General features: G+C 33.3%; 18 protein-coding genes. 12 read left to right on the top strand and 6 right to left on the bottom strand.

Annotation, left to right across the window (positions count from 1 at the left end; translation table 11 throughout):
* Nucleotides 1-92: 92 nt before the first annotated feature.
* The 10 genes from rpoB to HA145_RS08280 all read left to right on the top strand — a co-directional run bounded on the left by rpoB (nucleotide 93) and on the right by HA145_RS08280 (nucleotide 14,042).
* Complete coding sequence (gene rpoB, locus HA145_RS08325; protein ID WP_209128702.1) at nucleotides 93-3,386, top strand: DNA-directed RNA polymerase subunit beta; 3,294 nt, start codon at nucleotides 93-95, stop codon at nucleotides 3,384-3,386.
* Between the two features lie 36 nt (nucleotides 3,387-3,422).
* On the top strand, nucleotides 3,423-5,327 hold the full coding sequence (locus HA145_RS08320) for a DNA-directed RNA polymerase subunit gamma (protein WP_209128701.1): 1,905 nt from the start codon (nucleotides 3,423-3,425) through the stop codon (nucleotides 5,325-5,327).
* A 34-nt stretch (nucleotides 5,328-5,361) separates the two neighbouring features.
* Nucleotides 5,362-9,462 carry a DNA-directed RNA polymerase subunit beta' gene (locus HA145_RS08315; RefSeq protein WP_209128700.1) on the top strand — a complete coding sequence of 1,367 codons (4,101 nt, stop codon included), beginning with the start codon at nucleotides 5,362-5,364 and terminating at the stop codon, nucleotides 9,460-9,462.
* Between the two features lie 54 nt (nucleotides 9,463-9,516).
* The gene (locus HA145_RS08310; RefSeq protein ID WP_209128699.1) at nucleotides 9,517-9,669 is read left to right on the top strand and encodes a high light inducible protein; all 153 of its coding nucleotides are present in this window, start codon (nucleotides 9,517-9,519) and stop codon (nucleotides 9,667-9,669) included.
* Nucleotides 9,670-9,698: 29 nt separating this feature from the next.
* Nucleotides 9,699-10,745: a 23S rRNA (adenine(2503)-C(2))-methyltransferase RlmN gene (gene rlmN / locus HA145_RS08305; protein ID WP_209128698.1), complete on the top strand. Its 1,047-nt coding sequence runs from the start codon at nucleotides 9,699-9,701 to the stop codon at nucleotides 10,743-10,745.
* A 214-nt stretch (nucleotides 10,746-10,959) separates the two neighbouring features.
* Nucleotides 10,960-11,727 carry a HEAT repeat domain-containing protein gene (locus tag HA145_RS08300; protein WP_209128697.1) on the top strand — a complete coding sequence of 256 codons (768 nt, stop codon included), beginning with the start codon at nucleotides 10,960-10,962 and terminating at the stop codon, nucleotides 11,725-11,727.
* A gap of 147 nt (nucleotides 11,728-11,874) precedes the next feature.
* On the top strand, nucleotides 11,875-12,090 hold the full coding sequence (locus HA145_RS08295; protein WP_209128696.1) for a DUF2997 domain-containing protein: 216 nt from the start codon (nucleotides 11,875-11,877) through the stop codon (nucleotides 12,088-12,090).
* The gene (locus HA145_RS08290; protein WP_209128695.1) at nucleotides 12,077-12,469 is read left to right on the top strand and encodes a DUF1257 domain-containing protein; all 393 of its coding nucleotides are present in this window, start codon (nucleotides 12,077-12,079) and stop codon (nucleotides 12,467-12,469) included. The genes HA145_RS08295 and HA145_RS08290 overlap by 14 nt, the downstream gene beginning before the upstream one ends.
* 9 nt (nucleotides 12,470-12,478) lie before the next feature.
* A complete protein-coding gene (locus tag HA145_RS08285; RefSeq protein ID WP_209128694.1) occupies nucleotides 12,479-12,838 on the top strand; it encodes a ferredoxin in 360 nt (119 codons plus the stop codon).
* A gap of 10 nt (nucleotides 12,839-12,848) precedes the next feature.
* Nucleotides 12,849-14,042 carry an aldo/keto reductase gene (locus HA145_RS08280; protein ID WP_209128693.1) on the top strand — a complete coding sequence of 398 codons (1,194 nt, stop codon included), beginning with the start codon at nucleotides 12,849-12,851 and terminating at the stop codon, nucleotides 14,040-14,042.
* Between the two features lies 1 nt (nucleotide 14,043).
* Here the strand turns inward: HA145_RS08280 and rsmG are convergent, their stop codons facing one another.
* Nucleotides 14,044-14,757 (bottom strand): 16S rRNA (guanine(527)-N(7))-methyltransferase RsmG, encoded by a 714-nt coding sequence (gene rsmG / locus HA145_RS08275; protein WP_209128692.1) that lies wholly within the window; start codon nucleotides 14,755-14,757, stop codon nucleotides 14,044-14,046.
* An 89-nt stretch (nucleotides 14,758-14,846) separates the two neighbouring features.
* Between rsmG and HA145_RS08270 the strand changes: the two genes are divergently transcribed.
* A complete protein-coding gene (locus tag HA145_RS08270; RefSeq protein WP_209128691.1) occupies nucleotides 14,847-15,287 on the top strand; it encodes a J domain-containing protein in 441 nt (146 codons plus the stop codon).
* A gap of 16 nt (nucleotides 15,288-15,303) precedes the next feature.
* Nucleotides 15,304-15,561: a DUF3143 domain-containing protein gene (locus tag HA145_RS08265; protein ID WP_209128690.1), complete on the top strand. Its 258-nt coding sequence runs from the start codon at nucleotides 15,304-15,306 to the stop codon at nucleotides 15,559-15,561.
* An 8-nt stretch (nucleotides 15,562-15,569) separates the two neighbouring features.
* Here HA145_RS08265 and bioA read toward each other — a convergent pair whose 3' ends face one another.
* The 5 genes from bioA to HA145_RS08240 are packed head-to-tail and all read right to left on the bottom strand — an operon-like array spanning nucleotide 15,570 to nucleotide 20,137.
* Entirely contained in the window at nucleotides 15,570-16,871 is a 1,302-nt protein-coding gene (gene bioA, locus HA145_RS08260) for an adenosylmethionine--8-amino-7-oxononanoate transaminase (RefSeq protein WP_209128689.1), read from the bottom strand.
* Nucleotides 16,872-17,537 carry a dethiobiotin synthase gene (gene bioD, locus HA145_RS08255; protein ID WP_209128688.1) on the bottom strand — a complete coding sequence of 222 codons (666 nt, stop codon included), beginning with the start codon at nucleotides 17,535-17,537 and terminating at the stop codon, nucleotides 16,872-16,874.
* A complete protein-coding gene (locus HA145_RS08250) occupies nucleotides 17,534-18,304 on the bottom strand; it encodes a methyltransferase domain-containing protein (RefSeq protein ID WP_209128687.1) in 771 nt (256 codons plus the stop codon). Before HA145_RS08250 ends, bioD begins: the two co-directional genes overlap by 4 nt.
* Complete coding sequence (locus tag HA145_RS08245) at nucleotides 18,288-19,001, bottom strand: hypothetical protein (protein ID WP_209128686.1); 714 nt, start codon at nucleotides 18,999-19,001, stop codon at nucleotides 18,288-18,290. Before HA145_RS08245 ends, HA145_RS08250 begins: the two co-directional genes overlap by 17 nt.
* Nucleotides 18,998-20,137, bottom strand: a complete 1,140-nt coding sequence (locus HA145_RS08240) for an aminotransferase class I/II-fold pyridoxal phosphate-dependent enzyme (RefSeq protein ID WP_209128685.1) — start codon at nucleotides 20,135-20,137, stop codon at nucleotides 18,998-19,000. The genes HA145_RS08245 and HA145_RS08240 overlap by 4 nt, the downstream gene beginning before the upstream one ends.
* Nucleotides 20,138-20,172: the final 35 nt, after the last annotated feature.

Raw genomic sequence — 20,172 nt, 5'->3', positions numbered from 1 at the left:
TGTTTGAATTTAACTAAAATAGGAGTTAAACAACTAAATATTGAGTAAATTTAAGGTAAATATTAAATCTCACATAATCTCAGGTTTTTTGGATGAGCAGTAGCGCTTTACAGGTAGCAAAAACAGCTACTTATCTACCAGATTTAGTTGAAGTACAAAGAGCAAGCTTTAAATGGTTTTTGGAAAAAGGTTTAATAGAGGAGTTACAAAACTTTTCTCCTATTTCTGATTACACAGGTAAATTAGAATTGCATTTTATTGGTGAAGATTACAGGTTAAAAAGACCTAGGCATGACGTTGAGGAGGCTAAAAGAAGAGATGCAACATTTGCTTCTCAAATGTATGTGACTTGCAGACTAATTAATAAAGAGACTGGCGAAATTAAAGAGCAAGAAGTATTTATAGGAGAATTACCATTAATGACTGAAAGAGGAACTTTCATTATTAATGGTGCAGAAAGAGTAATTGTTAATCAAATTGTTCGTAGTCCAGGAGTATACTTCAAAGATGAACAAGATAAAAATGGTCGAAGAACCTACAATGCGAGCGTTATCCCTAATAGAGGCGCATGGTTAAAGTTTGAGACTGATAAAAATAATCTACTTCATGTAAGAGTTGATAAAACTAGAAAAATCAATGCTCATGTTCTGATGAGAGCGATGGGTCTCTCTGATAATGATGTTATAGACAAACTTAGGCATCCTGAGTTTTATCAAAAGTCGATTGAGTCAGCCAATGATGAGGGTATAAATTCAGAAGACCAAGCCTTACTTGAATTGTATAAGAAGCTTCGTCCTGGTGAACCTCCATCTGTTTCTGGCGGACAACAGCTATTATATAGTAGATTTTTTGATCCCAAAAGATATGATTTAGGCAGGGTTGGTAGATATAAAATAAATAAAAAATTGAGGCTGACTGTACCAGATGAAGTGAGAACACTTACCCATGAAGATGTTCTTTCTACTGTTGATTATTTAATTAATCTAGAGTTGGATATTGGTGGTGCGAGTTTGGATGACATTGACCACCTTGGTAATCGAAGAGTTAGATCTGTTGGAGAACTTCTTCAAAATCAAGTAAGGGTTGGACTCAATCGTTTAGAGAGAATTATTAAGGAGAGAATGACCGTTGGAGAAACTGATTCTCTTACTCCCGCTCAACTAGTTAATCCTAAACCTTTAGTTGCTGCAATAAAAGAGTTTTTTGGCTCCAGTCAATTAAGTCAATTCATGGATCAAACTAATCCTCTGGCTGAACTAACACATAAGAGAAGAATCTCTGCGTTAGGTCCTGGAGGTTTAACAAGAGAAAGAGCAGGTTTTGCAGTCAGAGATATTCATCCCTCGCATTATGGAAGGTTATGCCCCATCGAGACTCCTGAAGGTCCTAATGCAGGACTTATTAATTCTTTAGCTACCCACGCAAGAGTTAACGAATATGGTTTTATTGAAACTCCCTTTTGGGAAGTTGAAAACGGCAAAGTTAATAAAAAAGGAGATCCTGTTTACCTGTCTGCTGATTTAGAAGATGAGTGTAGAGTGGCTCCAGGAGATGTAGCTACTGACAAAGATGGAAATATACTTGTAGATTTAATACCAGTAAGGTATAGACAAGATTTTGAAAAAGTACCTCCTCATCAAGTTGATTATGTTCAGCTTTCCCCAGTTCAAGTAATTTCAGTTGCTACCTCCCTAATCCCTTTCTTGGAGCATGATGATGCAAATAGGGCTTTGATGGGATCTAATATGCAACGCCAAGCCGTCCCATTATTAAGACCTGAACGTCCCTTAGTTGGTACAGGTTTAGAATCTCAAGTTGCAAGAGATTCAGGGATGGTTCCCATAACAAAAGTTAATGGAACTGTATCTTATGTAGATGCTAATGAGATCGTTGTTAAAGATAAAGATGGTAATGAACATTTTCATTATCTTCAAAAATATCAAAGATCAAACCAAGATACATGCCTAAACCAGAGACCCATAGTAAAAATTGGAGATCAAGTAATATCAGGGCAAGTGTTAGCAGATGGATCTGCATGTGAAGGTGGGGAAATCGCACTAGGCCAGAATGTATTAATTGCTTACATGCCATGGGAGGGGTACAACTATGAAGATGCAATACTTGTAAGCGAAAGGATGGTAACTGATGATTTATATACATCGGTACATATTGAAAAATATGAAATTGAGGCAAGACAAACAAAGTTAGGACCTGAGGAGATCACAAGAGAGATTCCTAATATTTCTGAAGAAAGCTTAAATAATCTTGATGAAATGGGAATTATTAGGATTGGGGCTTTTGTTGAAAGTGGAGATATTCTTGTAGGAAAAGTTACTCCAAAGGGAGAATCAGATCAACCACCTGAAGAAAAACTTTTGAGAGCGATTTTTGGTGAAAAGGCGCGGGATGTCAGAGATAATTCTTTGAGGGTACCAAAAACTGAAAAAGGGAGGGTATTGGATGTTCGAATTTACACTAGAGAACAAGGTGATGAGTTACCCCCTGGAGCGAATATGGTCGTAAGAGTTTATGTAGCCCAGAGAAGGAAAATCCAAGTTGGAGATAAAATGGCAGGAAGGCATGGTAATAAAGGAATTATTAGCAGAATTTTACCAAGAGAAGATATGCCATATCTGCCTGATGGAACGCCTGTGGATATTGTCCTTAATCCTCTAGGGGTGCCAAGTAGGATGAATGTAGGTCAAGTTTTTGAATTATTGATGGGATGGGCAGCTGCCAACTTAAATTGTAGGGTTAAAGTTGTCCCATTTGATGAAATGTATGGTGCTGAAAAATCACATCAGACTGTTCAAGCTTTCTTAGAGGAGGCTTCAAAACAGCCAGGTAAAGCATGGGTTTATAATCCTAAAGATCCTGGAAAACTATTGCTTAAAGATGGCAGAACAGGGGAACCCTTTGATCAGCCAGTCGCTGTTGGATACTCTCACTTCCTTAAGTTGGTACATTTGGTTGATGATAAGATACATGCTAGGTCAACTGGGCCTTACTCTTTAGTTACACAACAACCATTGGGTGGTAAAGCTCAGCAAGGTGGACAAAGGCTTGGAGAAATGGAAGTGTGGGCTCTTGAAGCCTATGGAGCAGCCTACACTCTTCAAGAACTATTAACAGTGAAATCTGATGATATGCAAGGAAGAAACGAAGCCCTAAATGCAATAGTAAAAGGTAAACCTATCCCAAGGCCTGGTACTCCTGAGTCATTTAAAGTCCTTATGAGAGAATTACAATCGCTAGGATTAGATATTGGGGTTTATACAGATGAAGGAAAAGAAGTCGATTTAATGCAAGATATAAATCCTCGAAGGAACACTCCATCTAGACCTACTTACGAATCACTAGGAACTTCTGAATATGAGGAAGATTAAATACCTAATAAAAACTTTTAATTTAAATTTCCAAAAATGACAAACAGCAACCTAAGAACTGAAAACCACTTTGATTACGTCAAAATTTCGATTGCTTCTCCTCAAAGAATAATGGATTGGGGACAGAGAACATTACCCAATGGACAAGTGGTTGGTGAAGTTACGAAACCCGAAACTATTAATTACAGGACGCTTAAACCAGAAATGGATGGATTGTTCTGTGAAAAGATTTTTGGACCCTCTAAAGATTGGGAATGTCATTGCGGTAAATATAAAAGAGTTAGACATCGAGGAATTGTTTGTGAGAGATGTGGAGTTGAGGTAACCGAAAGTAGAGTGAGAAGGCATAGAATGGGTTACATAAAACTTGCTGCACCGGTCTCTCACGTTTGGTATTTGAAAGGAATTCCTAGTTATGTGGCAATTCTTTTGGATATTCCACTAAGAGATGTAGAACAAATAGTTTATTTTAATTGTTATGTAGTTTTAGATCCTGGTGATCATAAAGATCTTAAGTATAAGCAATTACTCACTGAAGATGAATGGCTAGAAATAGAAGACGAAATCTATGCTGAAGATTCAACAATTGAAAATGAGCCTTTTGTTGGAATTGGTGCAGAGGCCCTTAAACAACTTCTTGAAGACCTTGATTTAAATCAGGTTGCTGAGGAGCTCAGAGAAGAAATTACACAAAGTAAAGGTCAGAAAAGAGCAAAACTTATAAAAAGGATAAGAGTGATTGATAATTTTATTGCAACAAATGCAAAACCAGAATGGATGGTTTTAGATGCAATTCCAGTTATACCTCCAGATCTTAGACCGATGGTACAGCTTGATGGGGGAAGATTTGCAACTTCAGATTTAAATGATCTTTATAGAAGAGTTATAAATAGAAATAATAGACTAGCTAGGCTTCAAGAAATTTTAGCTCCTGAAATAATAGTTAGAAATGAAAAAAGAATGCTTCAGGAGGCCGTTGATGCTCTCATAGATAATGGAAGGAGGGGAAGAACTGTTGTTGGCGCAAACAATAGAGCCTTAAAGTCTCTTAGTGACATAATTGAAGGAAAACAGGGAAGATTTAGACAGAATCTTCTTGGTAAACGTGTTGACTATTCTGGAAGATCTGTAATTGTTGTGGGTCCTAAGTTAAAAATGCATCAGTGCGGTCTTCCAAAGGAAATGGCGATTGAGCTCTTTCAACCCTTTGTAATTCACAGATTGATACGTCAAAATATAGTAAATAATATTAAAGCTGCAAAGAAATTAATACAAAAGGCTGATGATGAAGTAATGCAAGTACTTCAGGAAGTAATTGAAGGCCACCCAATTCTCTTAAATAGGGCACCTACACTTCATCGTCTTGGAATTCAAGCTTTCGAACCAAAATTAGTTGGAGGTAGAGCGATACAACTTCATCCTTTAGTTTGCCCTGCTTTTAATGCAGACTTTGATGGAGATCAAATGGCAGTTCATGTTCCTTTAGCTTTAGAGGCACAAACTGAAGCACGTATGCTCATGTTGGCTAGTAATAATATCCTTTCTCCTGCGACTGGTGAACCAATTGTCACTCCATCACAAGATATGGTTTTGGGATCTTATTATCTGACGGCTTTGCAACCGAATTATGAAAAACCGGATTTTGGAGAAAATAATACTACATTTGCTTCACTAGAAGACGTCATTTTTGCTTTCGAAGATAAAAGACTCAGCTTGCATCAATGGGTTTGGCTGAGATTCAATGGAGAAGTAGAAGATGAAGACGAAATGAGTAAGCCACAGAAAACTGAACAGTTGGAGGATGGCTCAAAATTAGAAATTTGGAATCTAAGAAGAGACAGATTAGACTCCCAGAATAATTTAATAAGTAGATATGTTTTGACAACTGTTGGGAGAGTAGTGATGAACTATACCATCATCGATTCTTTATCTAAAACGTAATCTTTAAAAACTATTTTTCATTCACAAAAAAAACATGACATCATCTAAACCTAAAAAAACTTCCAGAGTACGTAAAACTTCTAAAAATTCAAAAAAGGATAGTCCAATTGTAATGCCTACCTTGGCTAGAACGCCTGCAACATTTAAAAATAAAGTTGTGGATAAGAAAGCTTTAAAGAACTTAGTCTCTTGGGCTTATAAAACTCATGGCACTGCAGTAACTGCAGCTATGGCTGATAATTTAAAGGACTTAGGTTTCAAATATGCTACACAAGCTGCTGTTTCTATTTCAGTAGATGACTTAAAAGTTCCTGAAGCTAAACAAGATTTAATTGGACAAGCTGAAGAGCAAATATCTGCCACAGAAGAATGTTATAGACTTGGTGAAATTACAGAAGTTGAGAGACATACGAAAGTTATTGATACCTGGACAGAAACTAATGAGAGATTAGTAGATGCTGTAAAGAATAATTTTAACCAAAATGATCCTCTAAATTCTGTTTGGATGATGGCTAATTCAGGAGCAAGGGGTAATATGTCTCAGGTAAGACAATTAGTTGGCATGAGAGGATTAATGGCTAATCCTCAAGGAGAAATCATTGACCTCCCAATAAGAACTAATTTTAGAGAAGGATTGACTGTTACTGAATATGTAATTTCTTCTTATGGAGCAAGGAAAGGGTTAGTAGATACTGCTTTGAGAACTGCTGATTCTGGCTATTTAACAAGAAGATTAGTGGATGTAGCTCAAGATGTAATTGTTAGGGAAGAAGATTGTGGAACAGAAAGATCGATAGTTATTGAGGCTGAAGATGGCAAATTTGGGACAAGGCTTCTTGGTCGACTTACAGCTGAAGATATTTTAGATTCTGAAGAAAATTTAATTGTTCCTAAGAATACAGCAATAGATCCATCACTGTCAGAAAAAATTGAGTCAGCATCTATTTTAAAAGTAAATATAAGATCCCCATTGACATGTGAAGCAAACAGATCTGTTTGTAGGAGATGTTATGGATGGGCTTTAGCACATAATCATTTGGTTGACTTAGGTGAAGCAGTAGGAATAATTGCTGCTCAATCCATTGGTGAGCCAGGGACTCAGTTAACAATGAGAACATTCCATACTGGAGGCGTCTCAACTGCTGAAAGTGGAGTGGTAAGATCGAAGATTTCTGGTAAAGTTGAGTTTAGTTCAAAGGCAAAGGTTAGAGGATACAGAACTCCACATGGTGTAGAAGCTAAACAAGCGGAAGTCGATTTCATATTAAAAATAGTTCCTAAAGGAAGTAATTCCAGCAAATCTCAAAAAATTGAAGTTTCTAGCGGATCGCTTTTATTCGTTGATGATGGTGAGGAAATTAATTCTGACATAACAGTTGCTCAGATTACTGCTGGAGCGGTTAAAAAAAGCGTTGAAAAAGCAACAAAAGATGTTATCTGTGATTTAGCTGGTCAGGTAAAATATGACAAGGTTCTTCAACCAAAAGAAGTTACAGACAGGCAGGGAAATATTACTCTAAAAGCTCAAAGATTGGGCAGATTATGGGTTTTGGCCGGAGATGTATATAACTTGCCACCTAACGCAAGACCTGTTATCTCATCTGGAAAAGTTGTAGATGAAGGAACTGTTTTGGCAGAGGCAAGTCAATCAAGTGAGTTTGGTGGACAAATTCGCTTGAGAGATTCCATAGGAGATTCCAGGGAAGTTCAGATTGTTACTACTTCAATGTCTTTAAGTAATTTTAAATTAATTGAAGAATCTACACACGCAGGCCAAATATATAACTTGGAATCTAGTGATGGAACATCTTATCGATTGAACACTTCCCCTGGTAGTAAAATTAGCAATGGTGAGATCATCGCAGATTTAACAGATGAAAGGTTCCGTACAAAAACTGGCGGGTTAGTAAAATATGCACCAGGATTAAGCGTCAAAAAAGCAAGATCATCAAAAAATGGTTTTGAAGTTAGTCAAGGGGGTACATTACTTTGGATTCCTCAAGAGACACATGAAATAAACAAGGATATATCTCTTTTAATGATTGAAGATATGAAATGGATTGAAGCAGGAACAGAAGTTGTAAAAGATATATTTAGTCAAACTTCAGGAATTGTTACTGTGACCCAGAAAAATGATATTCTCCGTGAAATTACTGTAAGAAATGGAACTTTTCATGAGTGTGATGATGAAGAAGTTTTGAATAGATTTACAGAAGAAGGTAGTCTTGTAAATCCTGGTGAAAAGATTTTGGATGGTATTGATAATACAGAAATTCTATTTGTTCAGAAATTAGAAACCGCTAAATCTAGAGGCTTATTATTACGAACTGTAGAAGAATTTACTATTCCTGATCAAGCAGAATTACCTGAATTATCTCATATTCAGCAGGAAAAAGGACCACATTTAGGCTTAAAAGCTATCCAAAGGCTGATTTACAAAGACGGTGAATTGATAAAATCAGTTGAAGGTGTTGAATTGCTGAGAACACATTTAAGCATTCAAAGCTTCGATGCTACTCCTCAAATGACCATTGATGTAGAGTCGATTGTAGATAAAAATGATGACTCTATTAATAGATTAAATTTAGTAATATTGGAGTCTATTCTTGTTAGGAGAGATACTATATCCGACTCTAGTCATGGATCAACACATACAGAATTACAAGTCAAAAACAATCAAGAAGTTAAAGCAGGTGATGTAATAGCTACTACTCAAATTCTTTGTAAAGAAAAGGGAATAGTTCAATTGCCCAATGTTTATGACGATGAACCTATAAGAAGATTAATCGTTGAAAGAGAAGAAGATAAAATTAAAATTAATATTAATAATAAAGCAGTCGTTAAAGTAGGTGATCGTGTAGTTGATGGTGATCCTATAAGTAAATCTGAAAATTCTACTTCTTGTGGAGAAATTGAAGAAGTTTCTAGTAGTTCAGTAACCTTAAGACTTGGTAGGCCTTATATGGTATCTCCTGATTCAGTTTTGCATGTTAAAGACGGAGATTTAGTTCTTAGAGGAGATGGTTTGGCGTTACTTGTTTTTGAAAGACAAAAAACTGGGGATATTGTTCAAGGATTGCCTCGAATAGAAGAGTTATTAGAAGCTAGGAGACCCAGAGATTCTGCAATTTTATGTAAAAGATCCGGAATCGTTCAGATTAAACAAGGTAATGATGAAGAATCAGTTTCTTTATCTGTTATTGAAAAAGATGATTTAGTTAACGAATACCAACTTCTAATTGGTAAGAACATAATGGTTAGTGATGGACAACAAGTCACAGGGGGAGAAGTTTTAACTGATGGTCCAATTAATCCACACGAATTATTAGATTGTTACTTCAGCGATCTAAAAGATCAGAAACCTCTTATAGATGCAGCACGAGAGTCGATAGCCAAACTACAAAGAAGTATGGTAAATGAAGTCCAAAACGTTTATAAGTCTCAAGGTGTTGCAATCGATGATAAGCATATTGAGGTCATTGTCAGACAAATGACAAGTAAAGTCCGTATAGAAGATGCTGGGGATACTACTCTACTACCTGGCGAACTTGTAGAATTGAGGCAAGTAGAAGATACAAATCAAGCTATGTCAATTACAGGAGGAGCTCCTGCAGAGTTTACTCCGGTTTTATTGGGTATAACTAAAGCTTCTCTTAACACAGATAGTTTTATATCAGCAGCTTCATTCCAAGAAACAACAAGGGTTCTCACGGAAGCCGCAATTGAAGGTAAATCTGATTGGTTAAGAGGATTAAAAGAAAATGTTATTATTGGAAGACTAATACCTGCAGGCACTGGTTTTAGCGGATTTGTAGAAGAATTAGCCTCAGAGGCTGGTCCCCATCCTGATATACTTTCAGAAGAATCTGGTGGTTATAGAAGAGCACAGAATTTAAGGCCAGATTATACAGTTGATATGCCAAAATCACCCGCAGCGAGCTCTGGTGCAATTCTTGATGATCCTAGTGATGAAGACTTGGAGACAACTCGTAATAGACATGGAATTGATGCTTCTTCAAGTAATTTTGCAGCATTTGCAAGACCTAATGCAGAAAATCAATTTTCTGAGGATCAACTCCCAGATCCCGCTGCATTGGAGGGATTACAAGAGGAGGGCCTTCTATCTGATGAATAAAAATTATCTTTTATTATTATTAAGTACTAGAATAAACGTATTACTAAGTTTGTAATGATGAAGCCAGAGATTGTTCCGGAGAGAAAATTACCTCGCTATGGATTCCATTTTTATAATGAGAGACTTAACGGGAGATTAGCCATGATTGGATTTATTGCGCTTATTCTTACAGAATTATTTCTAAAACATGGTTTGTTGTTATGGTAAAAATAGTCTTTTACTAAAGATAGAATAATTTGAAAAATCTTCTTGGAAGTACTGTTAGAGAACTAGAAAATGTAGCTTTAAATTATGGTCAAGCTGCTTTTAGAGGTCGCCAAATTTATAATTGGATCTATAACTATAGAAATAAGAACAAAAATATTGATCAAATAGATGTCTTACCTCTAGATTTTCGCAAGAAGTTAAAAGAAGATGGTTTTAAAGTAAGCGAACTTAGTCTTCAAGAAAAAAACTTAGCCAATGATGGCACTCTAAAGTTATTACTTTCTACAGAGGATAATGAAAGTATTGAGTGTGTTGGTATACCAACTGAAAAAAGACTTACAGCATGTCTTTCTAGTCAAGTTGGATGCCCCATGGACTGCAAATTTTGCGCGACTGGTAAGGATGGTTTGAAAAGATCTTTAAAAGCAAGTGAAATATTAGATCAAATCTTATTTATTGAAAATGAAATGAATAGAAAAGTAACTAATATTGTTTTTATGGGAATGGGAGAGCCATTATTGAATATTGATGAATTGCTTTTGTCAATAAGATCTATAAATGAGGATTTTCAAATTAGTCAGAGAAAGATAACTGTAAGCACAGTAGCTGTTCCAAAAATGATCAATAAATTATCAGAAAAGTCTTTCCAAATTTTAGGCAATTGTCAATTTACTTTAGCTATAAGCCTACATGCTTCAAACCAAAAAACAAGAGAAGCTATAATACCAAGTGCAAAAAACTACGAGATCAAAAATATAATTGCAGACTCTAAGCAATTTGTAAGAGATACTGGCCGGAGGGTAAGTTTTGAATATTTAATGCTGAGTGGGGTTAATGATAAATCAGAACATGCTAGTGAATTGATTAATTTGCTAGGAGGTTTTCAGTGCCACGTAAATTTAATACAGTACAACCAAATTGATGATGTTGAATTTAAACGAGTCTCTTTAAAAGATCTGCAATCATTTCAATCAAGACTGTCTAATAATGGTATCGCAGTTAGCTTGCGAAAAAGTAGAGGTCTGGATAAAAATGCTGCATGTGGTCAGTTAAGACAAAATTCAAGAAATGAATAATATTATCTAAGGAAAAATTTTTAAAAGTATATTAAACAGGTTATTATTGACTTAATTAAATTTAAATCTTTTGGGTTTTATAAAGACAAAAATTTTACCTTTCGCTATCGTTGCACTTTTTGGTATTGCCTTCTTTGCGGTTAGTGCAAGAATTTGGTTACCAGGAGATATGATGTCGCCTGCTCCCATGAATTAATATTTTTGGTTTTTGAAAATGACAAAAAACAAGGATCCTAAAAAAGAAAGCTTAGCTGAAATTGCAGTTGATCCTGATGTTTTGGCTAGAGAATTGGCTTTAGAGATTGAAATTGACCCTTTGGAACAAATTGATGAAGATGTTTTTTCAAAAGGTTTAAACATAACTCAAGAATGTAACGAAGCTTTGAAAATGCTTGTTGGTAATAGAGAAGAAAGAATACAGGGCTTAAGAATATTTTGTGAATTTAGAGATAAAAGATCTTTACCACTTTTGTTACCATTACTTGACCAACCTTGTCCTGTAGAGAGAATGAGTGCCGTATATGCTTTAGGTCGTAATCCATGTCCTAGTGCAGTTAAGAAACTTGTCAGTCTTTTGGAGACTGACGATAACGCTTATGTAAGAAGAGCAACTGCATGGAGCTTGGCTAATTATGATGACCAAATTGTTTTAAAGCCATTAATAACTGCTTTAAAGAATGATGTAGCTGCAGTGAGGTTATGGTCATCTAGTTCTTTAGCTGAAATTGGAAATGTTTCTTTGGAAAATGCTCAATTAGCAGCAGAACAACTTTTGATTAGTTTAAAGATTGATAATGAATCAGGTGTAAGGAGTAATTGCATCTGGTCATTGTGTAGGTTGTACGAAAAATTAAATAATACATTTCAAGAAGGTTTCGTTGATGAATGTACTAAAATAGCCCTTTTTGATAAAGAGCCATCTGTTATGGAAGAAGCAAAAACCGCCTTGGATTCAATGGGTATGCAAGGTTTTTATAATTAAATATCTAATTTTTTTTACCAGAACTTTATCAAAAAATTTATTTATCAGATATTCAATATAAAAATTAAAATTATTTAACTTGTACCAACTGAAACAAAATATTTTCGTTATTGTGTATAAAGTTAAAGTACAAAGTACTTGAATTTAATGCCTCAAAAAACATTGAGATTCAAAATTCATCAAGACGGAAGAGTTGAAGAGACTGTTGAAGGATTTACAGGTGTTTCATGCAATGAAGCTACAAGAAATCTCGAAAACGCTCTTGGTAAAGTAACAGTTAAAAATAAAACATCTGATGCTTTCATCTCTAATCAAAATGAAAAATTAAAACAATCCAACCACGAATCTAATGTCACACTTTAGTACGATTAAAACCCAGCTCAAAGATTCAGAGCCATTAATTAAAGCCTTAAAAAATCTTGGTTACATTATCAACCAGGAAGAAAAGTTTGTTAAAGGCTACAGAGGTAAATTTACAGCTGTTGATATCAGCTTGAATCTCCCAGGCGATACTAAAGTTGGATTTAAATGGGATAATAATTCAAATTCATACGAGCTAGTTACAGATCTCGATCTATGGAAATTTGAGATCCCTGTTGAGAGATTTATCTCTAAGGTTACTCAAATGTATGCCTACGAAACCATTATTTCCAAAACAAAAGAGGATGGTTATCAAATCGTAGAACAAAAAAACCAAAATGATGGTTCTATTGAATTGGTTTTAACCAAGTGGGATAACTAATTTCATATTATGGATTTAACCGATCCATTTGATAATGTTCAAAAAAATATAGAAATTTCAGGATTTGAGCCTACTTTAGGTGGTCAATTAGCTGAAAAAGCTGTTTGGGTTGATGAATCTAAGTGCATTGGTTGTCAATACTGTGTACACGTTGCCTCAAACACTTTCTTAGTTGATGAATTTCACGGTAGGAGTCGAGCAATCAGACAAGATGGAGATAGTGTTGATGTTATACAAGAGGCAATAGATACTTGCCCTGTTGATTGTATTCACTGGGTTAAGTTTGAAGCATTAGATGATCTAGAGAATAGCCTCGATAGGGACATGTTTCAATCATTTGGAAAACCACCAAGAATGAATAAGCATTAATTTTAAGAAGATGCAATATCGGAGATTTGGTCGAACCAATCTGATGATCCCTATTTTATCTTTGGGTGGTATGAGATTTCAAAAAAGTTGGGAACAATTAGATTTTTCTGAGATTTCATATGAAGAACAAAATAAAGTAGAAAATATTTTGAATCTGGCAAACAAATATGGCTTAACTCATGTCGAAACTGCTAAGTACTATGGCACTTCTGAGGTGCAATTAGGAATAGGTTTTGAAAATATCAAAAAAATCCCAAACATTATTCAAACGAAGATTCCTCCAAATAGTGATCCAAAAATTTTTGAGAGAGATGTAATGACAAGTTTAGAAAAGTTGAAGGTTAAAAGAATTGATTTGCTAGCAATACATGGCATTAATACTGATGAACATTTACATCAAGCTGTTAAAGATGACGGTTGTATTAACGTTTTAAGGAATTTGCAAAAAGAAAATTTAATTGGATCTATTGGATTTTCTACCCATGGAAAATCTTCACTTATTGAGAAGGCTATATCAACAAACTTATTTGATTATGTAAATTTGCACTGGTATTTTATTAATCAAGAAAATACAAAAGTTATAAATTTAGCAAATAAATATGATCTCGGGGTTTTTATAATAAGTCCCACTGATAAAGGGGGACATCTTCATAATCCATCAACAAAAATGTTGGAACTTTGCAGACCACTTCATCCTATAGTTTTTAACGATCTTTTTTGCTTAAGAAATAAAAACGTCCATACTCTTAGTGTGGGTGTTGCTAAAGAAACAGATTTTGATCTGCATTTAGAAGCTGTTTCGTTGTTATCAGAATCTGAAAAGTATGTTCCAAAGATAATAAACAGAGTAAGGCAGGAATCAATTAATGCTTTAGGTTTAGAATGGTATCTAAATTGGAATAGAAATTTACCGAATTGGGAATATACTCCAGGAAATATTAATATTCCTGTTTTGCTTTGGATTTCAAATTTAATAGATTGTTTGGATATGGAAGGATTTGCCAGAGCTAGATATCAATTGCTTGGGAATGGAAGTCATTGGTTCCCTGGATGTAACGCTAATTTATTAGATGTGAATGTTTCTGAAAGCCAATTATTGGATGTTTTAGAGGGTCATATAAATCCAAAAAAAGTTATAAATAAATTAAGAACTTTAAAAGAGAAGTTTGGAGATAAGGTTGCTAAAAGATTATCAAAAGAATAATTTATAGTGGATTTTTCTCAGGTTTGCCAACTTTTCTTGGGTAAATTTCAGGGCAGAAATTTTTTGGTTGAATAAGAATAATATTTCGGGTGCCTTTATTTCTTGGTAATTGTATCTCTTTTTTATCTTTAACTTTCCCTTCTAATATTTCTAAAGTTTTATCTAGATTTTTGCTTTCTTCATTCGTCCATTTGCCACAATATAAAACTCCAAACCCTTCTTTTTTTAACATGGGTAGAATATATTCTGAAACTGTTGATGGATTACTAACTGCTCTAGTTGTTGCAATATTAAAATTATTTCTCATTGACGATTGGTGGGCTAAGTTCTCAACACGATCATTGATTACATGAATATTGTTTTTGAAATTGATCTGTTCAACTAAAATTTTTATTGCATCTGTTTTCTTTTTCAAAGAATCAATTAGGTATATCTCAGAATTAGGATGAGTTACTGCATAAGCTAAACCTGGAAAGCCACAGCCTGATCCAATATCTAAAAATTTTTTATTATCAAAATTAATATTCGTGAAAGCTTTGAATGGCCAAATGCTGTCAAAAACTTGAGATACCCAATAATCGTCCCCATCAGTTAATCTTGTAAGATTGGTCTTATTATTTAATTCTTTAATTTTAATTTGTAACTCTTGAAATAAATTAATTTCTTCTTCAGTTATTAAGGAAAGAATTTCTTCTGGAATTTTTTGTTTTTTCATTTAGTTATAAATATGAATTTTAAGCATCCATTAAATACATTCTATTTAGTAAAAATTTATTAGAATTACAATATTAATAAAAGATTATTTTGAAAGGGGCAACTTCCTATTACAAAATTTTAGGTGTAAATGAAAATGCATCCAATCATGAATTAAGAAAGGCATTTTGTAAACTTTCTATTGAGTTGCATCCAGATACAACTTCATTAGAAATAGACGTTGCTAAAAGTAAATTTCAAGAAGTTCTTGAAGCTTATGAACATTTAAATAATAGTAATTTAAGGAAAATATATGATGACAAACTAAAAGAAAACTCTAGAAGTAAAAATAATACTAACGTTTTAAATAATTTAGTAATCGATTCTAATAATCAAAATTTAATAGGAAATAGAAGGCCTTTTTCGAATGGAGAATTGTTTTCGTTGTTTCTTTTAATTATCATAATTTCTATAAGTTTAATTTGTTCAATTTTTATTGCTTCTTTTACTGGAAAAGAATTAGAGACAATACCGCTTTGGCTAATTAAATAATTTTTTAAAAAAGTCTGTGAATCCCTCTAAAAAACCTATCAATCAATATTCACTGCAATCATTGGAATTGTGGCTAACTGATTTAGGTGCTGTGAAGGATATTAATAATCCATCTAAATGGTATCTTTTACTTTCAAATTGGAATGCAACTATTATTTTTGAACAAGAAGATTTAAGTGTTATCTGGGAAAGTGAAGGACAAGAAACTAAAAGACTATTTTCCTATTGCATTAATAGAGAAGATGTGGAAAATGCAATACTGCAGGGACCTTAAATTTCTATCTAAAGATTTTCTAAGATTTGCCTTATTATCCAGTAACTTTTTTCTAATTGATCATCGGTTATACAGAGAGGTGGCAAGAGATAAATAACATTCCCGAGGGGTCTAATAAATAAACCTTGCTCCATTGCAAGACTCTTTATTTCTTTCCCAATATTATTGAAATAACCTTTTTTGTTCCCAATATCTAAATCGAAGGCAGCAATTGTGCCCGATACCCTTATTTTTTTTATATAGGGTAAGTTTTGAAATTTAATTAAGTGAGATAAATGTTTTTCTTCAAATGAAAGGTATTTGTTTGGTTCTTTTTCTAATAAATCAAGGCTAGCATTTGCAGCAGCACAACCTAAAGGATTAGCAGTAAAACTATGTCCATGCCAAAAAGTTTTTCTTGGGGAATCATCAATAAAGGATTGAAAAATTTTTTCTTTACATAAAGTTATTCCCATCGGTAAAAATCCACCAGTTAAGCCTTTTGAAATACTTATTAAATCGGGAACGATTTTTGCCTTTTGAAATGCAAAAAGACTTCCACATCTCCCAAACCCAGTCAAAACTTCATCAGCAATTAACAAAGAATTATTGTTGTTTATAATTTCTGAAACTTTTTTTATAAACTGAGGCCTAACCATATTCATTCCTCCTGCTCCTTGAACAAGTGGCTCGAGGATTACTGCAACTGTGGGAGTTTTAAGTAGAGTTTCTAATTTTTGGATCGCCTCATTTTCTTTATTTTCTACTTCTTCATCGTTCATCCAAGTTGAAGGCCAGGGGACTCTCCTTACTGGGAACATAAGATTATCGAAATTCTCATTAAAAATATTTCTTTCACCTAAAGCCATTGCTCCAAATGTATCGCCATGATAGGCGCCATCAAAAGCTACTATTTGAGTTCTTGTCTCTCCTCTATTTTGCCATGATTGGAAGGCAATTTTTAAAGCGACTTCCACTGCAGTAGAACCGTTATCAGAAAAGAATAATCTTTCTAGTTTTGTTAATTCACTAAGTCTTTCCGCCAATTTTTTTGCCTGTGGATGTAAAAAATCAGCAAATATAACTTGCTCAAGTTTTTTTGATTGATTGAAAATGGCATCCGCAATGTATTGATTACTATGTCCATGAAGAGTTACCCACCAACTACTGATTGCATCTATTAGCTCTTTTTTAGGATTTTTAGTAAATAGGAGGGCATCTTGACCATGAGTTACTTCTATTTGCGGTTTGCTGTTATTAATTTGTGTAAAAGGTGGCCAAATATTTGGGTGCCAATCTTGATTTGGAGTTTTTGAATCCAAAGATTTCATTTAACTTATTTTTGAGTTTAAAAGTGAGATCAACTTATTCTTGATGTCTAGTTCTTTCCATAGTATATCTAAATTGTTTGAGTCCATTTTTTCGATGTAAGGAAATTCAGCAATTAACGGAATACCACTAAAATCAACTAGAGTTCTTGGATTATCTAGGTGTTTTTCACCATTGACTACTAAACCTAAAATCTCAATATTTCTTCGTTTTAAGGCCTCAATACTAAGCAGGGTATGGTTAAGAGTGCCAAGTGAGCTCTTACATACAAGTATTACCGGAAGATTCCATTGTTTTATTTGATCTATTTGCAAAAAATTGCGTGTTATTGGAACCATTAATCCACCTGCAGTTTCTACAATTAATGAGCCTTGCACTTTTGGTAATCTCAACTTTTCAAAGTTAATAGTTTTTTGATCTATTTCAGCAGCCCAATGAGGAGATAGCGGTTTAGTAAAGACATAAGCTTCTTTGATGATTTTCTCTTTACTTAATGGTGCAAGTTTTTCAACAGTTTGACTATCAGTTTGCGATTCAATACCGCTTTGAATAGGCTTCCAATAAAAGGAATTTAATCCTTTAACGAAAAAAGAGCTTATTAAAGTTTTTCCAATATCAGTATCTGTTCCACAAATTACAAATTTGAAAATAGTATCCTGACTACTCATAATTTCTTTATGATTTGAATCTCAATTTGCCATGAAAGGTTAACTGTATTATTGTAATTCTTTGGCCAAAACTTTTGAATTTTTTTTAACTCCTTCACTGTTTTGTGTTTACAATTTGTTGATTGCGCCCCTACATTTTTAATGCTTCTAAAAAGCTTATATACATCTTCAAAATTTTCAAGATAATTAAACTTTTCTGAATAATGAATTTCAGGTGATTTGAAATCTTTTAATAATTCTTTAGAACAAAGGAAATTAAGACCACTATATTCAATATCAATTTTTCTACAAGTATCTTTCCATTCAGGAAAACAATTTTTTGTTGGATAAGAAATGATTAAAAAACCTCCAGATTTTAATTTACTAAACCAATTTTTTATTATCTTTTCTGGCTTGTTTAACCAATGGATACAAAAGTTAGATGTTAATAGAGAACAGTTATTGATTTCAGGAGGTAAATCATTATTCAAATCCCATAAAATTTTTTTACTAGATAATTTATTCTCAAGAAGCATTTTTTTGCTGAAATCAATTCTGGCTACTTTTTGGGAAGAAAAATTTTTTTCTATTTCATCAGCTAATATTCCTGGTCCTGATCCTAGATCTATCCATTCACCTTTTTTTGGGGGATTTAATTCTTTGATAAATTGAACAATCTTTTTGGCAAAAAATTTCTGAATATTTGAATGCTCTAAATACCGATATGCAGCATCATTGAAATTATTTTTTATTTTCTCATTCCACTTTTTACTATCCATTTTCATCATTAAGTGTATTAAGTAAGATCTCGTATAAATTTAGATTATTCAAGCAATGACCTTGCTGAGCTAATTTAATTAAAATTGGATTCCTATCAAGAATTTTATTTAAGGAATCTAAGAAGTTATTATTTGATTCGTTGTCTAGAATTAAATCATTTTCTGATTTTATAAAAATAATTCTGCAATCTTTTCTTAAAAAAAATGGAATATCTCTATTGATGTAAAGTTGTTTTAAATCACCTAAAAGAAGAGTTTTATTTAAACTCTCTAAACTTTTATAAAAGATATTTTTAAAACTATTATTTATATCATTTGGCATAAATGATCTATGTATAAATTCTTTCAACATATCCTTAGTTTCATCTTTTATGATTTTTGTTTCCATTCTTTTAAGAGACTTCAAAATAAAGTTTCTCTTATTACTTAAAGGAAGAAAATTATTAAAAGAATTTATAAGAACAATATGAGTTGCTTCTTTTAAGATTTTTTTTTGCATTAAATGAAAACCAAATGAATGGCATAAAGTCATTCTGATTTGTTTTTTAGATTCGCTTTTAATCCATTTTGCTTGATAATTATTTGTTGAAAAATAGCCCCTTTCATTATCTTGCCAATGCCAATTATTGTTTAAAAAATCAGCTTTATAATCATCCCAGAAATATTTATTTAGTCCCCACCCATGTTGAGTAATAATTTGTTTCATTTAAACTCTTTTAATACTGCAATGAAATTTTTTAGCAGATTCAAATCTAAGTTTCTTCGTATTGTTATTCTGATTCTTGATTGCCCAACTGGAACAGTAGGTGGTCTTATCGCAATTGCTAAAAACCCATTTTCCTCAAGATGTTTTTGTAGATAAATTGCCTTCTCTTCTTGGCCAACAATAATTGATAAAATGTGAGAATCTCCTTGAATTGGAAAACTAAAATTTTTAGTAATTTCATCTTTCCATATCTTCGCAGAAGATAACAACTCATTACCCCATTCTTTATTTTCTAAAATTTTTTTTAAACCTTCTAGTGCTCCAGCAGCTAAAGATGGTGCAAGAGCGGTTGTGTACCTAAATGCACCACTTGTTTGGATAAGATACTCACCAATTTCTGAATTGGAGGCTATGAAAGCTCCACCGCTTCCAAATGCTTTTCCAAAAGTTCCAGTAACTATAGTTATATCTGAACGGAAATTAAAACTTAAACCCCTGCCTTCAGGGCCCAAGATCCCAATTGCATGGGCTTCGTCAACTAATAATTGAACACTATTTTTGTTGCAAATTGCCGTTATTTCTCTGAGCGGAGCAATTGATCCCTCCATGCTATAAAGAGATTCTACAACAACTAAAATGGAATTTTTTGTGGGGTTAGACTTAATAATTTTATCTTCTAAATCTTTTAAATTATTGTGTGAGAAACGAACTAGTTTAGCTTGAGCAGCTTTAACTCCAACCAATAAAGAGTTATGGATTAATTTATCTGCTATTACGATACTATTTCTGTTTGCTAAAGTCTGGATAGCGGCTATATTTGCTTGAAATCCACTTGGAAATAGTAATACTTTATCTTGATCAAGCCACTTGGCAAGTTCTGTTTCTAATAAATTATGTATTGGTCTTGAACCTGTAATAAACCTAGAGCTTCCTGAACCAATACCTTCTAACATGCTTATTTCATAAGCAGCTTTTATTAAATCCTTGTCCCTACTTAATCCAAAATAATCATTACTGCATAAGTCTATAAGTTTTTTATTTTGCGAATTTAAACTTAGAAGTTCGAATGATTTTTTACCTAAAGAAAATGTTTTTAATTTACGGATTCTATTTTTTGGAATTTTTATTTTTTTCATTTTGGCAAAATAGAATATAGTGGATTTAATTAAAA

Origin of the sequence: Prochlorococcus marinus XMU1411, assembly GCF_017696075.1 — a bacterium.
In the GTDB taxonomy this organism is placed as follows: Bacteria; Cyanobacteriota; Cyanobacteriia; order PCC-6307; family Cyanobiaceae; genus Prochlorococcus_A; species Prochlorococcus_A marinus_V.
Note: the sequence above shows the minus strand (reverse complement) of the source record. Positions and strands in the feature narration are given on the sequence as shown.